This is a genomic window from Thalassotalea sp. G2M2-11, from assembly GCF_017168195.1.
Classification (GTDB): domain Bacteria; phylum Pseudomonadota; class Gammaproteobacteria; order Enterobacterales; family Alteromonadaceae; genus Thalassotalea_E.
In genome coordinates this window covers 554,396-570,156 of sequence record NZ_JADNYL010000002.1, presented here as the reverse complement: position 1 = coordinate 570,156, position 15,761 = coordinate 554,396, and the positions used below count along the sequence as shown (strand labels likewise).

General features: G+C 40.1%; 13 protein-coding genes. 12 read left to right on the top strand and 1 reads right to left on the bottom strand.

Going from position 1 to position 15,761, the window contains the following annotated elements:
* The first annotated feature begins 102 nt into the window (after nucleotides 1-102).
* The 3 genes from IV514_RS08445 to IV514_RS08435 are packed head-to-tail and all read left to right on the top strand — an operon-like array spanning nucleotide 103 to nucleotide 2,061.
* Nucleotides 103-654, top strand: coding sequence for an elongation factor P hydroxylase (locus IV514_RS08445; protein ID WP_206484502.1), 552 nt, complete (start codon nucleotides 103-105; stop codon nucleotides 652-654).
* Nucleotides 647-1,774 carry an ATP-NAD kinase family protein gene (locus IV514_RS08440; RefSeq protein ID WP_206484501.1) on the top strand — a complete coding sequence of 376 codons (1,128 nt, stop codon included), beginning with the start codon at nucleotides 647-649 and terminating at the stop codon, nucleotides 1,772-1,774. Before IV514_RS08445 ends, IV514_RS08440 begins: the two co-directional genes overlap by 8 nt.
* A gap of 17 nt (nucleotides 1,775-1,791) precedes the next feature.
* Nucleotides 1,792-2,061 carry a YfcL family protein gene (locus IV514_RS08435; protein WP_206484500.1) on the top strand — a complete coding sequence of 90 codons (270 nt, stop codon included), beginning with the start codon at nucleotides 1,792-1,794 and terminating at the stop codon, nucleotides 2,059-2,061.
* 23 nt (nucleotides 2,062-2,084) lie between these two features.
* On the opposite strand, the gene mnmC is transcribed toward IV514_RS08435, so the two are convergent.
* The gene (gene mnmC, locus IV514_RS08430; RefSeq protein WP_206484499.1) at nucleotides 2,085-4,091 is read right to left on the bottom strand and encodes a bifunctional tRNA (5-methylaminomethyl-2-thiouridine)(34)-methyltransferase MnmD/FAD-dependent 5-carboxymethylaminomethyl-2-thiouridine(34) oxidoreductase MnmC; all 2,007 of its coding nucleotides are present in this window, start codon (nucleotides 4,089-4,091) and stop codon (nucleotides 2,085-2,087) included.
* A gap of 175 nt (nucleotides 4,092-4,266) precedes the next feature.
* Here mnmC and fabB point away from each other — a divergent pair, with 175 nt between their 5' ends.
* The 9 genes from fabB to IV514_RS08385 all read left to right on the top strand — a co-directional run bounded on the left by fabB (nucleotide 4,267) and on the right by IV514_RS08385 (nucleotide 15,743).
* On the top strand, nucleotides 4,267-5,478 hold the full coding sequence (gene fabB, locus IV514_RS08425) for a beta-ketoacyl-ACP synthase I (protein WP_206484498.1): 1,212 nt from the start codon (nucleotides 4,267-4,269) through the stop codon (nucleotides 5,476-5,478).
* Nucleotides 5,479-5,567: 89 nt separating this feature from the next.
* Nucleotides 5,568-6,701, top strand: coding sequence for a 4-phosphoerythronate dehydrogenase (locus IV514_RS08420; RefSeq protein ID WP_206484497.1), 1,134 nt, complete (start codon nucleotides 5,568-5,570; stop codon nucleotides 6,699-6,701).
* A 35-nt stretch (nucleotides 6,702-6,736) separates the two neighbouring features.
* Nucleotides 6,737-7,756, top strand: a complete 1,020-nt coding sequence (locus IV514_RS08415; protein WP_206484496.1) for an aspartate-semialdehyde dehydrogenase — start codon at nucleotides 6,737-6,739, stop codon at nucleotides 7,754-7,756.
* 237 nt (nucleotides 7,757-7,993) lie between these two features.
* Complete coding sequence (locus IV514_RS08410; RefSeq protein ID WP_206484495.1) at nucleotides 7,994-11,257, top strand: FimV/HubP family polar landmark protein; 3,264 nt, start codon at nucleotides 7,994-7,996, stop codon at nucleotides 11,255-11,257.
* 196 nt (nucleotides 11,258-11,453) lie between these two features.
* Nucleotides 11,454-12,236, top strand: a complete 783-nt coding sequence (gene truA, locus IV514_RS08405; RefSeq protein WP_206484494.1) for a tRNA pseudouridine(38-40) synthase TruA — start codon at nucleotides 11,454-11,456, stop codon at nucleotides 12,234-12,236.
* A gap of 163 nt (nucleotides 12,237-12,399) precedes the next feature.
* Nucleotides 12,400-13,257, top strand: a complete 858-nt coding sequence (gene accD / locus IV514_RS08400) for an acetyl-CoA carboxylase, carboxyltransferase subunit beta (protein WP_206484493.1) — start codon at nucleotides 12,400-12,402, stop codon at nucleotides 13,255-13,257.
* A gap of 12 nt (nucleotides 13,258-13,269) precedes the next feature.
* Nucleotides 13,270-14,538 carry a bifunctional tetrahydrofolate synthase/dihydrofolate synthase gene (gene folC, locus IV514_RS08395; protein WP_206484492.1) on the top strand — a complete coding sequence of 423 codons (1,269 nt, stop codon included), beginning with the start codon at nucleotides 13,270-13,272 and terminating at the stop codon, nucleotides 14,536-14,538.
* A gap of 8 nt (nucleotides 14,539-14,546) precedes the next feature.
* Nucleotides 14,547-15,170, top strand: coding sequence for an SPOR domain-containing protein (locus IV514_RS08390; RefSeq protein WP_206484491.1), 624 nt, complete (start codon nucleotides 14,547-14,549; stop codon nucleotides 15,168-15,170).
* 84 nt (nucleotides 15,171-15,254) lie between these two features.
* On the top strand, nucleotides 15,255-15,743 hold the full coding sequence (locus IV514_RS08385) for a CvpA family protein (RefSeq protein WP_206484490.1): 489 nt from the start codon (nucleotides 15,255-15,257) through the stop codon (nucleotides 15,741-15,743).
* Nucleotides 15,744-15,761 lie beyond the last annotated feature (18 nt).

Here is a 15,761-nt window from a genome sequence, read left to right as displayed (position 1 = left end):
GCGTTAATTAGAGCGTGTTGATTTTTATTAATGGCGATGTATTTATCGCCATTATTGGTTAGAATACGCGCCAATATTTTTTGTTGTTCTTTCGTTGTATTAATGTCTCATAATTACCAAGATTTGATCGGGCTATTCGAGCAAACATTTTATGCAAATTATCGCACTAAATTGATAAAAGGTGATGATGAACCTATTTACTTGCCCGCCAACGAGCAGTGCCCCTATCATCAAATAGTATTTGCCCATGGTTATTTTTCCAGTGCATTGCATGAAATTGCGCATTGGTGTATTGCTGGTGCCGAACGTCGATTACAGGAAGATTTTGGTTATTGGTATATACCTGATGGTCGAACGGCTGAGCAGCAGCAAACATTTGAGCAAGTAGAAATTAAACCTCAAGCCATTGAATGGGCATTTTGCCAGGCAGCTAAGAAAAAGTTTTATGTGTCTGCCGATAACCTTCATGGTGCTCAAGCGGATACCACATCATTTAAACACCATGTTTATCAGCAGGTGAAGCAATACCTACAGACAGGGTTTCCACCCAGAGCGCAAATGTTTATTGAAGCACTTGCCCGTTTTTATCATGTTGAACTTCCACTGACGATTGAACAGTTTCAGTTAGATAAGGATTTATGTACCGATGTTTAAATTAGGCTTTATCGTTAATCCGATAGCAGGTATCGGTGGTAGTGTTGCGTTAAAAGGCAGTGACGGTGAAGGTATTGCTGAAAAGGCCCTTGCCTTAGGTGCTGAAGCGAAGGCTAATCAACGGGCAAAGTTAGCTTTAGAAATGCTCGTTCCTTACCAAGAAAATATCACTATTTATTGTGCTAATGGGTTAATGGGGGAGCAAAGTGCTCGTGAATTAGGTTTTAATGTGAAGGTGATTTACCACTGCAATGCCGAACAGACTACAGCGCAAGACACTGAAAATGCAGTTGAGGCGTTAATTGCACAACAGGTGGATATTTTACTCTTTGCGGGCGGTGATGGCACTGCAAGAAACATTTGTCATAAAGTGTCTGATAGTTTTCCAGTGTTAGGTATTCCAGCAGGCTGTAAAATTCATTCAGGCGTGTACGCGGTAACACCGAAGGCGGCTGGGCGAGTTATAGAATTGATGGTGACCAACCAGTTAGTCACTTTAACAGAAGCCAATGTGATGGATATTGACGAATCATTGTTTCGTCAAGGTGTTGTTAAGGCCAAGCGTTTTGGTGAGATGCAAGTGCCAGCTGAGCTACGTTATGTACAAGCGGTCAAATCGGGAGGAAAAGAGTCCGATGAACTGGTGCTACATGATATTGCTGCGGATGTTATCAACCGGATGGATGATGAGCTATTTATCATTGGTTCAGGGTCAACCACGGCATTTGTAATGGAAGAATTAGGCTTAACCAATACCTTGTTGGGCGTAGATTTAGTTAAAGAGCAATCATTATTAGCTAATGATGTAATTGAATCACAACTATGGCAAGCGATTAATGAAAACAAAGCTGATGGTGTGAAATTAGTGATCACTTTAATTGGTGGTCAGGGACATATCTTTGGTCGAGGAAATCAGCAATTAAGCCCTCGGATTATTCGTGCTATTGGTAAGGACAATATCATTATCATTGCGACAAAAACCAAGCTCACCGCATTAAATGCCCGACCTTTAATAGTAGATACCGGTGATAGCGAATTAGATAAAGAACTGACGGGTTATCTGCCTGTCACCACGGGTTACCATGATCAAGTATTATACCCAGTGGCAAGTCCCCAATAAGATAGATGAAGGAAAGTATGAAAAATATTACACAATTATATCAATACTTTGATGATTTAGTGTCACAAGAATGCAGTAATGATGAGTTGTTTGCCAGCAGTTACTTACGAGGATTTATTTCGCTCGCGGCCAGCCAGTTTGGTGATGATTCACAATTACTCACTAAGGCGCTTGCAGAGGATGTTGATGATAAATTGCATGCCGCAAGAACCGAGCTCTCTCCTGAAGATCGAACAGTTGTGAATCAATATTGGCAGAATTTACAGCAATACTTTGTTCATAGTTAACTTATGAAGTTATACCAATGGAATTAATCATTTACTTCAATTTTGCGCTTAATGATATCGCGGATGATAAAACGATTAGGCGCTAAGTTAAATAACATCTCACTATCTACCGGGTAAGGTTTACCGGTTAAATCAGCAGCAAGAATATCGGCTAATAATGGCGCGCTACATAGCCCTCTGGCACCAAGCCCCGTTAGTAAGTATAAATTTTCGATAACAGGTGCTGGCTCATTGACTCGCCAATTTTTATCTTTTGCTAAATGGCCATATAGGGTTTTATGTGCAGCTATATCTGGCATTGCACCGACCATCGGCAAATGATCGGGTGTCATGCATCTCAGCCTTGCTTTGCTCATGGCAATGTTATCTTGTGTCCAAGAAGTAAGATCAGGTAGGCATTTGTGTAACATATCAAGATTGAATTTATCATCTTTATCAGTTGCAGCCACACTTGAATTTTGTTTATCAAAGGTAGCGCCAATGCAATGCATATTGCGATGAGCAGGGGTTAAATAGCCTTTATGACAAAGCACAGTATTGAGTGCTTGCATTGTATTATCTGTATGAACAGAGCTGACTTGTCCTCGTACATATGACAGCGGTAATTGTTTAACATAAGGTAAATCAATCGATTCTGCACCACCACAAAAAATGACTGTAGAAGCATTAAACTTGCTTTTATTGTTATGAAGTAACCAGTGTTTATTTTCAAGTTGCTCTACTTTGCTAATATCAACAGAGGTTTTTATTTTTAATAATTGGGTATCTTGTGCTGCTTTAAATAGCTGTTCGACTAGCTCTGCCGGCGCTATCCAGCCGGCATTTGGCATAAATAATCCGCCATACGCTAAAGGTACTTGAGCTATGGTAGAGGCTTGTTGTTGATTGACACCATGAATGAGGTCTTTAGGCCAAGGTTGCTGTTGTTCGAAAATTTGCTGTCGCTTAACTAAAGCTTCTTTATAGGCGACTTCGAGTAATCCGCACCATTGGTGGCTAAAGTGATAGCCCTGCTTATTGAGTGATTGATACAAGTTGCGGGCATGCCAAAATGCGTGCTGATAAAATTGACTGATGTCATCGACTTGTTGATGCAATAAAGGATACAGAGCGCCAATGGCATTACTGGATGCGCCTTGAGCGACTTGTTTGTCACGGCAATACAAGGTGACTTTAATGCCTTGTTGCGTTAGTGCATAAGCGGTACAGGCAGAGGCGATACCGCCACCGATAATTGCCACATGTTGTGGTTTTACAATAGTAGAACGCAGCTGATAACCTTTGCCCGCTAAAACATTTTGTTGATATTTTCCAACCAAAATCTCTTTTTTCTTTCCCTGATAGCTTTGCTTTGTTAGGCGAAAACCAACTGCTTGCAGTCCTCGCCTGATAAATCCTGCAACGGTAAACGTACTGATGCTTGCTTGGGGCTTTGAGAGCCGCGCTAATTGGGTGAATAATTCATTCGTCCACATTTCAGGATTTTTGGCTGGCGAAAAACCATCAAGGTACCAAGCATTGATCAACCCTGGTGATGTTCTCGCTAAGTTCAATTGACGCAAACTTTCGGTGGCATCACCTATATAGATAGTAAGTGAAGCATTGCCCTCCAATAACGAGATGTCTATCGTACCGTTAACATGCTCTGGGTAATGGGCTAATAATAATGAGACTTCAGATGATAATTGTGGAAAATTTGTCAGCGATTTTGTCAGCTGCTCGCGAGTTAATGGGTACTTTTCTGTACTAATAAAGGCTAATTTTGGCAGTTGGTGATGCAGAGCTAATCTTTGATAACATTTTAGTGTTAGCAGAAAGTTGAGCCCTGTGCCAAAACCTGTCTCACCGATAGTGAAAGTATCGCAAGCGTTAAGTTTTTCAGATAACAGCTGTTCTGCGATGTTATTACCGTTGATAAATACTTGTTCACTTTGTGAAAAGCCTGACTCGGTATCAAAATAGATATCGTCAAACTGTTCAGAGTAAGGGGAGCCATCTGCTTGAAAAGTTATTTTATTGATAGAAGTCACTGATCAGTCTTTTTTTCTAAATTAGCGCTATACATAGTGAATATTTTACCTATACTTGCCTACCATTGTCATGGTTTGAAAAAATCAGTGTACAAGTGTACACTGAGCAGACCAGTATGAGGGGTAAAAATCTGTATGATACGCCCGAATTTTTAAATTTTAGATGGTTAGTTAAATGAAACGAGTAGTGATCACCGGATTAGGTATTGTATCAAGTATCGGTAATAACGCGGAAGAAGTTTTAGCTTCGTTAAAAACAGGGCGTTCAGGAATTACAAAGTCGGAAAGCTTTGAAGAGAAAGGATTACGCAGCCAAGTATGGGGTAATCCAACGTTAAATACAAAAGATCATATCGATCGTAAAGCTATTCGTTTTATGGGTGATGCCGCGGGTTTTGCTTATGTAGCAATGCAAGAAGCTATCGATGATGCTAAGTTAACCGAAGAACAAGTGTCGAACTTCCGTACCGGTATCGTAGCAGGCTCTGGTGGAGCTTCATCTGATAACGTTGTTAAGGCAGCAGACACGTTACGTGAGAAAGGCGTGAAGCGTGTTGGCCCTTATGCGGTACCTAAAACTATGTCTAGTACCTGTTCTGCTTGTTTAGCAACACCGTTTAAAATTAAAGGTGTTAATTACTCTATTAGCTCAGCTTGTGCAACGAGTGCACACTGTATTGGTCATGCGGCAGAGCTTATTCAATTAGGTAAACAAGATATTGTTTTTGCTGGTGGTGGTGAAGAAGTTGATTGGTCATTAGCCATGATGTTTGATGCCATGGGCGCATTATCCACCCAGTATAATGACACACCAGAAAAAGCATCGCGTACTTATGACGCTGACCGTGACGGTTTTGTCATTTCTGGCGGTGGCGGTATGGTAGTTGTTGAAGAGTTAGAGCATGCTTTAGCACGTGGCGCACATATCTATGCGGAAATAGTCGGCTATGGAGCAACTTCTGATGGCTTTGATATGGTAGCACCAAGTGGTGAAGGAGCTGTGCGTTGTATGCAGCAAGCCATGCACGGTGTTGAAGGTGAGGTTGACTATTTAAATACTCATGGAACATCTACACCGGTTGGTGACGTAAAAGAATTAGGCGCCATTCAAGAATTATTCGGTAAAAAATCACCGGCAATTAGTGCGACAAAAGCAATGACAGGCCATGCATTAGGTGCGGCGGGTGTTCACGAAGCGATTTATTCATTATTAATGATGGAAAACAACTTTATCGCTCCATCAATTAATGTAGAAAACTTGGATGAGCAAGCACAAGGATTAGATATTGTTACTGAAACACGTGAAGCTGAATTAGACTTAGTGATGTCAAATAGCTTTGGTTTTGGTGGTACTAACGCTACGTTAGTGATGAAAAAATATAAATAGTCCCGCTAGCGGTGACAATGAGAACCGTTAACCTATGTTAGCGGTTTTTTTATGTCCAAATAACATCAATAGGCAAGGCAAATCACTATATGAATATTTTTTATGATGAAAACATGCCATTTGCGCAAGAATTTTTTGCTGATTTTGGGCAGTTGACCCCTTTTGCCGGCCGCAGTTTAACTGCCAATGAGGTTAGTCAGGCTGACGTTTTGTTGGTTCGCTCGATAACCCAGGTCAATCAAGCGCTGTTAGCACAAAATGATGTGCTTAAGTTTGTCGGCACGGCAACGATAGGCGTTGATCACATTGATCAAGCTTACTTGGCAAATCGCGGCATACCATATCATTCTGCACCAGGGTGTAATGCTGTATCGGTCGCTGAATACGTAATGTCTTGCTTAGTGGTGTTAGCAGAGCGCTATCAATTAAGATTAATGGATCTGACAGTAGGTATTGTTGGAGCAGGTAATACCGGAACACGATTAAGTGAAAAGTTAGATGCTATCGGGGTCAATTACCTGTTGTGTGATCCTTATTTAGCGCAAAGCGGTGAAGATAAACGTGAATTTGTTTCGCTTGAGCAAGCATTAACATGTGATGTGATTTCATTACATGTGCCTAAAACCCAAACAGGGCAACATCCTACTTTTCATATGATCAATGCTAATGTTTTGGCAGAGCTGAAACAACAGCAAATTTTAATTAACGCCTGTCGTGGTGAAGTGATTGATAATCAAGCACTATTAGCTTTAAAGCAGCAAGGTCATGGTGTTAAATTAGTGTTAGACGTTTGGGAAAATGAACCCAATATTTTAACCGCGCTCATTCCATACTGTGAAATAACGACTGCGCATATTGCTGGGTATAGCCTTGAAGGTAAGGCGCGTGGTACGGAAATCTTGTATCAAAAACTTTGTCAATATTTGAATAAACCGGTAGAAAAGTGCTTAGCTGACTTTTTACCTGATTCTGGAATAAGTCATATTGAAATAAACCAAGAATATGATGAAATTTTACTAAACCAACTAGTGAAAATAGTTTACGATGTCAGGCGTGATGATGGACTTTTTCGACAACATATCTGTCATCAACCATCGGTTGCTTTAGCTTTTGATAAACTTCGCAAAAACTACCCCGCTCGCAGGGAGTTTTCTGCGCTTTCGCTAGGCATGGAGCAGTCGATAAAGTCGAAAGAATTATATCGACTTGGCTTTAGTCAGTAACAGTCATTAAATAGAAATTAAATAGAGAGAAGGGTATGGCACAAAAATTTGATGTTTGCGTATTAGGTGCAACTGGATTAGTTGGTAAAACAATTATGGAAATTCTTGAACAACGAGATTTTCCTGTGAATAAACTTTACCCATTGGCAAGTGCACGTTCAGCGGGTGAAACCGTTGAATTTAATGGTGAAACCATTGAAGTAATTGATGCAGATACCTTTGACTTTAGTTTGGCGCAAATTGGTTTCTTCTCAGCTGGTGGCAGCATTTCAGCAAAATTTGCCCCTATTGCCGGTGAAGCAGGCTGTATCGTGATTGATAATACCTCTGAGTTTCGTTATGAACCAGATGTACCTTTAGTAGTGCCAGAAGTTAACCCACAAGCGCTGGCTGATTACCGTAACCGTAATATTATTGCGAACCCTAATTGCTCTACGATTCAGATGATGGTGGCGTTAAAGCCTATTTATGATGCGGTAGGTATTGAACGGGTGAATGTCAGTACTTATCAATCAGTCTCTGGTGCTGGTAAAGAAGCAATGGACGAGCTAGCTAAGCAATGTGCTGATTTATTAAGTGGTAAGCCTGTTGAAGCAAAAGCATTTTCTCGCCAAATTGCCTTTAATGTTATCCCTCAAATAGATGTTTTTATGGAAAATGGGTATACCAAAGAAGAAATGAAAATGGTGTGGGAAACTAAGAAAATTTTAGGTGATGAAAATGTACTAGTGAACCCAACGGCGGTAAGAGTACCAGTTTTCTTCGGCCATGGTGAAGCACTCCATATTGAAACTCGCGATCAAATTTCAGCTGAAGAAGTTAAAGAGTTACTGAAGCAAGCTGATGGTGTTGAAGTCTGTGAAAAAGACGAAGATTTTCCAACACAAATTGGTGAAGCAAGTGGTGTTGATGCTACGTTTGTTGGTCGTATTCGTGAAGATATTAGTCACAATAATGGTATTAACATGTGGATTGTTGCTGATAATGTGCGCAAAGGGGCGGCAACGAATAGTATTCAGATTGCAGAGTTGCTGATCAAAGAGCACTTATCTTAATCATTCGTCATGTCGAGTAAAAGTTTCTAAGCTAAGTGCTCGATATAGTAAAGAAAAATAAAAACTCGTCGTTATAGTTAACGACGAGTTTTTTTGTTATAACTGGATATATTTTTTCAGTGAATATTGCTAGCATTTAGCTGTGATATAATTACTTGGAATATTTTTTGCTTTGTTTTATCTGGGTTTAATGGAGCCAAAAAATTGGCATCAGATAAAAATAATTAGGAAATCTTAATGCAACGACTATTACGCCTGTGCCTGTGGCAGGTAATGATTATCTGTGTTAGCTCAGCCACTACTTTTTCTGTGTCGGCACAAGAAGGTGGTATTCAAATTCGCGGACCTAAGTCGAGCGATGTCTTTCCTTATGAACAATATGGTCCTATTACTTCACAAGATACCCTGTGGAATATTGCGCTGCAGGTGCGTCCAGATCCCGCATTTTCTGTTTATCAAGTGATGCAAGCTCTGTACGAGAAAAATCCTACTGCCTTTAAAGATAATAACTTAAACCACCTCATTAACGGACAATATTTAAAATTACCGACCCCACAAGAAATTGCCAAAATTAACCCGAAAGCGGCGCAGAGTAAATCTGATCAGGACGATAAAGTATGGGAAAGCAAAGTTGCTAAAAAAGTAAAAGCAACGACTGAAGTTGTTAAACCTGTTGAAGAAGCTGTCAATAAAAAGGATCTTGAACAAGCAAAAACTGAAATTAACGATCAGCTGCAAACATATGATGATTCCCAAAAGCAGCGCCTAGAAGTCATTCAAAAAGATGTGTTGGATTCTATCGACGGCTTGCAAGCCATACTGAAAGAAAATCAAGAATTGCGCACTAAATTAACTGACTTTAATGAGAAGCTACTTGAGCTTCAGCAGGAAGTAGCTAAAGGCAAAGAAGTTGAGTTGCAGATGAGCAACACCAATGCCATGCTGCAAGCCTTGTTAGACAAAGCAGAAGCTCGAGAGCAAGAGCGATTACTTGAGAAACAAAAGCAGGAGCTTGCCAACAGTAGCTTTATAAATAGTCCTTGGTTTATTGCATCAACCTTATTTGGTACTTCATCATTAGTTCTCGGTGGTATCTTCTTCTTGTTGAGAAAGAAAAAACAAAAATCAACGGAAGAATTTGAAATTGGTGAAATACCTGAACAAAAGCAACAGAGCGTAAAAGAAGTTCAAACAGAGACAACAGCTAAACAACAACCATCAGCTGCTGACGATGAACTGTCGTTAGACGATGAGCTATCACTTGATGATGAATTAGCGATAGATTTAGCTGAAGATAATGATTCAACATCAACAGATGATTTACTTGACGATGATTCGATCCATCTTGATGACAATTTAGATGATTTGGGTGATCTAGATGACTTAGACGATTTAGATGATTTAGACGACTTAGATGATTTGGGTGATTTAGATGATCTCGAAGAAATTTCATTGGATGATGAAGATAGTGTTGAGCAACAAGAAGAAAGTGAAGAGCTTGAAGGTGGCGAATTAGATCAAGGAGACTTGGACTCTTTATTATCTGATCTTGATGAAGATAGTGATGAGCAACCTCAAGATGAAATCAATGTTGATGATGCTATTGATGAATTGGAAGGTGGAGAATTAGATCAGAGCTCATTAGATGATTTGTTAGAAGAAGAGCATCAAGAAGTCGCTCAAGATGACGACAATGAAGATCTTGTTGAAGTTTCAAACGAAGAAGAATTAAGTGATCCAGACGATATAGATGCATTGATGGATTCAATGGCGGCAGCACCTGATGAAACTGCTGAGCCAGCAGCCGAGTCAAATGAAGAACCAGAAGCTGAAGATGATGGTCAAGCTGAGCTGACCGATCCAGATGATATAGATGCCTTGATGGAGTCAATGGCGGCCGCGCCTGATGAAACAGCTGAGCCTGCAGCCGAGTTAAATGAAGAACCAGAAGCTGTTGATGATGGTCAAGCTGAGCTGACCGATCCGGATGATATAGATGCCTTGATGGATTCAATGGCGGCAGCGCCTGATGAAACAGCTGAGCCAGCAGCCGAGTCAAATGAAGAACCAGAAGCTGTCGATGATGGTCAAGCTGAGCTGACCGATCCAGATGATATAGATGCTTTGATGGAATCAATGGCGGCAGCACCTGATGAAACAGCTGAGCCAGCAGCCGAGTTAAATGAAGAACCAGAAGCTGTCGATAATGGTCAAGCTGAGCTGACCGATCCGGATGACATTGATGCCTTGATGGAGTCAATGGCAGCCGCACCTACAGTTGAAGAAATAGAAAATGAAACTCAGTTGTCAGGTATCGAAAGTGACGATGAAGATAATAATTTAGAAATTTCCGATCCAGATGATATCGATGCGTTATTAGCAACCATGGATGTTGATACTCCAGAAGTGTCTGATGATCGAAGTGAGGACACCCAAGAAGAGGTTTCACTTGATGCCAAAGAACAGCAACAGATTGATGAGATGTTAGCTGATACTTTAGGTGAAACAGAGTTACCAAATGATGTGGAACAAGAGGTTGAAACAGACAATCACCAAGCATTGATCGAAAACCTAGCTGAAGATTATGTTGCACCATTTTTATCTGTCGATTTAAGCGAACTGAATCGTCAGGAGTCGCAAGACAGTGATGATACTGATCAAGTCGCGGAGCAGCAAGAAACAGAAGTCATTAATGATGATTTAGACATTGATGCATTAATTGATGATGTTGCTCAAGGTAACGAGCAGGAAGAAGCTTTAGATATTGGTGACGAAATTCTTGATGCTGAAGAATCTTCTGATGAAGAAAAAGCGGGTGAAGCAGACGTTGACGACAGTATTTTAGCTGATGTTGAGGGAGAGTTTGATGAGTCAACGCTTTCGCAGTTATTGCAAGACGAACAAGATGAGTCTGAGAGTGTCGAGTTATCTCCTGATTTTACCGATAGTAATATCTTGGCTGATTTATTAGCTGAAGAAGATGAAAAGCCGAATTCGGCGACAACTGATACAGAAGCTTCAGAAATTGGTGATATTGAAGAGCTTGATAATTTAGATTTTGATGAGCTATTAGCTAATATTGAAGAAGAAGCGCCACAAAGAGCTGAAGATGCGATTACTGAGACGACAGATAATATAGATGAGCAACCGCAAGTTGAAAACGAAAGCGAAGCGCAAGTTGAGGATGAACGTGATTTTATTTCAGTAGATGATCTGATCTCTGAGACCTTAGATGATAGTGAAGAACAACGAGAACCATATGATCAAACCAATATAGATGTTGGATTAGGAGAGTTTCCTGAGTTCACCAGTGATGGTCAACAAATCGATGTTGATGAAGAAGATGATAACGGAGTTGCTGCTAAGTTGGATTTAGCAAAAGTTTATTTGGAAATCGGTGATATCGATAATGCTCAGGTCATATTAGAAGATGTGGTAAAATTAGGAGATGCTGAGCAACAGCTTGAAGCACAGCAGTTACTGGATAATTTAACTGATTAATTAATACTATATTTCTTGTAGCATTTTAAACCTAACGATAAAGCCAGAGTCACAGACTCTGGCTTTATTTTTTGTCGTCAGTTAAACCGAGATTTGGTGAATAATTTATTTTGAAAATTATTTTGATAGTCGCAAATATCAGCAAAATAGTGGATAATGCGCCGAAAAATAGCAGCACAGCTAAATTGGAGAGTCAATGCGTTACGCTTTAGGTGTTGAATATGATGGTAGCCGTTATTATGGCTGGCAACGTCAAAAAAATGTGGTTAGCGTTCAACAAACATTAGAACAAGCGTTATCGAAAATTGCCGATGAACCTATCGAAGTGGTTTGTGCTGGTCGAACTGATACTGGTGTTAATGCCACTAATCAAATCGTGCATTTTGATACTGAAAAAATACGTAAAGATGTCGCATGGACATTAGGAGTGAACACTAACTTACCTAAAGATATCGCTGTCTCTTGGGTGAAACAAGTGCCGGAAGAGTTTCATGCGAGGTTCAGTGCTACAGCAAGAAACTATCGATATATTATCTATAATAATCCATTACGTTCAGCAATACTGAGTCATGGCTTGAGTTTTTGTCATTATGAATTAGATGAAAACCTGATGCATCAAGCAGCCCAGTATTTAGTTGGTCAGCATGATTTTACTTCTTTTCGTACCGTGCATTGCCAATCTCACTCACCGGTGCGTACGCTATTGCATTGTGATGTAACACGTCAAGGCAATTACCTTATTATTGATGTAAAAGGGAATGCCTTTCTTCATCATATGGTACGTAATATTGCAGGCAGCCTGATGAAAGTAGGGCAACAGCTACAGCCAGTATCATGGATAAAAGAAGTGTTAGCAGCGAAAAATCGTTGTTTAGCAGGGATCACTGCACCTGCAGCTGGTCTGTATTTTGTTGATGTGGATTACCCTGAAGAGTTTAAGATCCCAAAACGACAATTAGGGCCATTATTTTTGGGCTAAAAAATATAATGAAGATAATGACAAAACAGACCAGTTTTTTGTATCAATATTAGGGTTAAATATGGTCTAATTAGCGGTTATATTTGGATATTATTAATATTTTAAGTTTAATGGCCCATTTGTGGCGATTAAATAAATCTCATTCATAGGCAAAAGTGAAATTATGAGCTGGATTGAAAAAATTCTCCCAAAAGCGAAATCGACGCAAAAGCGCAATATCCCAGAAGGTGTGTGGAGTAAATGTACTGCATGTAATGCGGTACTTTACAAAGTTGAATTAGAACGCCAAATGTCGGTTTGTCCTAAGTGTGATCATCATATGCGTGTCACTGCGCGTAAGCGTATTGAAACCTTTTTAGATACGGGTGAACGTGTTGAATTAGGTGCAGAATTTGAACCGCAAGATATCTTAAAGTTCAAAGATTCTAAGCGTTATAAAGATAGGCTTTCGGCTGCTCAAAAGAGTACTGATGAGAAAGATGCTCTTGTGGTTATGAAAGGTGAATTACATGGTATGCCAGTAGTTGCTGCTGCGTTTGAATTCTCGTTCCTTGGTGGTTCTATGGCATCAGTGGTAGGCGCCCGTTTTGTTAAAGGCGTGGAATACTGTTTAGAACATAATCTACCGTTTATTTGTTTTTCCGCCAGTGGTGGTGCTCGAATGCAAGAAGCATTATTTTCTTTAATGCAAATGGCAAAAACGAGTGCGGCATTAGCTAAAATGAGTGAAAAAGGCTTGCCTTATATTTCGGTAATGACTGATCCAACAATGGGTGGAGTATCCGCTAGTTTAGCGATGTTAGGGGATGTGAATGTTGCTGAGCCGAAAGCTTTAATAGGTTTTGCTGGCCCACGAGTTATTGAGCAAACCGTGCGTGAAAAATTACCAGAAGGCTTTCAACGCAGTGAGTTTTTACTAGAGAAGGGTGCCATTGATATGATTGTTGATCGCAGAGAGATGCGCGACACGTTAGCACGTTTACTCGCTAAGTTTACTCACCAAGATTTAAAAGCAAGCTAACTTCTTCCTACCATGAACAATATAAAAAAAAGCCACTCTGAGTGCAATCTCGCTGAGTGGCTTTCTTATTTAGAAAGCATTCATCCGAGTGAAATTGATATGGGGTTAGAGCGTATCAGTGTAGTTGCTCAGCGCTTAGCCATTGATTTGACGTTTGCTCAGATAATTACTGTTGCGGGTACTAATGGCAAAGGTACAACCTGCGCTTTTATCGAGAATGCTTTATTAGCACAAGAACATACGGTTGCCGTTTATTCATCACCTCATATTGAGCGCTTTAATGAGCGTTTGCGTATTGATCTCCATGATGTTGACGATCAGCATTTAATTGACGCTTTCAATCAAATAGAGCAAGCAAGAGCAGAAATTTCACTTACTTATTATGAGTTTACTACGCTAGCAGCTTTGTTAGTACTGATGAAAGTGAAACCTGAATATATTATTTTGGAGGTTGGGCTTGGTGGACGATTGGATGCCACCAATATTATTGATGCCGATATAGCGGTTATCACTACCGTAGATCTTGATCATCAGGCATTTTTAGGGGATACCCGTGAACTAATTGGCGCTGAAAAAGCGGGCATTATGCGCGCTAACCAGTTAGTCGTTATCGGTGATAAATCGCCACCACAATCGGTATTGGCGCATGGTAAACAATTAAATACTCGTTTGTATCTTAGAGGTAGGGATTTTCAAATAACGCATTCATTAACCGACCACCTTTGGCAATGGCAGCATGATGAAAAGAGCTTTCGACAACTGCCACCAGCCCACATTCCTATTGATAATATTGCCACCGCTTTAATGGTTTTGGAGCTGTTATCTATTAATTTGCAAGCTCAGCAGGTTTACAAACTCATTGAGCAAACACAGGTTGCAGGGCGTACAGAATTGCTTAATGATGGGCAACATCAAGTGATGGTTGATGTTGGACATAATCCATTAGCAGCACGGTATCTTGGTGAGAAAATTTCGACGATGAAGGTCAATAACGTGCATGCTGTGATTGGTATGCTAGCGGATAAAGATATTGAAAATACAATCAAACCGCTAATTGAGCAGGTGGGTCATTGGTATTTATGTTCATTGAGTGTTGCTCGCGGTGCTAGCGCTGAAACTCTCGATAATATGTTTCCGGCAAATGATAGTTCGCAGCGATTATCTTTTGACAATGTTAGCGATGGCTTTAGAATGGCAAGATCTCAAGCTGATAAAGACGACCTGATCCTTGTATTTGGCTCTTTTTTCACTGTTGCGGAAGTTAAATCTTTGTATAACTAGGAGTTGTTTTGTCTACACCATTTCAAAATAGATTAGTCGGTACTGTGATTGTCGCAGCTGTTGCTATCATATTTTTACCCGACATACTCGATGGCGATAAGCAAACATATCAAGAGCAATTTCAACAAATTCCCAGCGCACCGTCAGTCGATTTTAAGCCCGAAAATAAACCTTTTCCTAAAGAGAAGCTCACAGAGCTACCGAAGGAAGAGCTGGTTGATGAACAACCAATAGATCAAGTACTTACCGATGATAAGACACAAAATCAGCTGTCAGATTCAGCGATCAAAGTTAACCCAATAGAATCGGGCACTCAAGTTAAGGATGACGTCGAAGAGACTCAACGCAAGGAACAAGTGGCGCTAACTCCTGCCAAAGCACAAGCTAATCAAGCGTGGGTGATCCAATTGGGAACTTTTCGTCACAAAAATAATGTTGATGAGTTGGTGAAAAAATTAAAAAATGCTGGCTATACTGCTTTCACTCGTCCTATTAACACGAAAACGGGTAAATTAACTAAGGTATTTGTTGGGCCTGAATTAATTAAAGCGAGTTTAGAGAAAAAGCTCCCTGCATTGAAGAAGTTAACCAATGTTGAAGGCAAAGTAGCTAAATTTTCACCAACAAAATAACAATATTATTAGTGCTTTTAGTCGGTGTTCTGGTAGAATGCGCGCCTCAAATACGAGTAAATATTAATTGAGAACTCTCGATTTATGGTTTGGATAGACTATGCCATTCTGGCTGTCATAGGTATTTCAACACTAATTAGTCTGGTTCGTGGCTTTGTCAAAGAGGCTGTGTCGCTAGTTGTTTGGATCAGTGCCTTTTTTATTGCCAGTACCTTCTACGCCAAACTCGCCACCTTACTTACCAATATCTCAGATCAGTTTTTACGTAATGGCGCTGCCATTGCCATTTTATTTATCACCACATTAATTTTAGGCGCATTGGTCAACTATGTGATCAGTCAATTAGTCGCTAAAACAGGCCTATCAGGTACTGACCGTGTATTAGGGATTGTCTTTGGCGCATTGCGTGGTGCTTTAATTGTCAGTGCAGTTTTATTTTTTATGGATGCATTTACCCCTTCAGCATCGAGTCAGTGGTGGCAAGATTCACAATTAATTCCAGAATTTAAATTAATAATTGAATGGTTTTTTGAATACCTCAAACAATCATCCAGTTTTCTAAATCAAGCTTAGTTCGGCGGAGAAAAACAC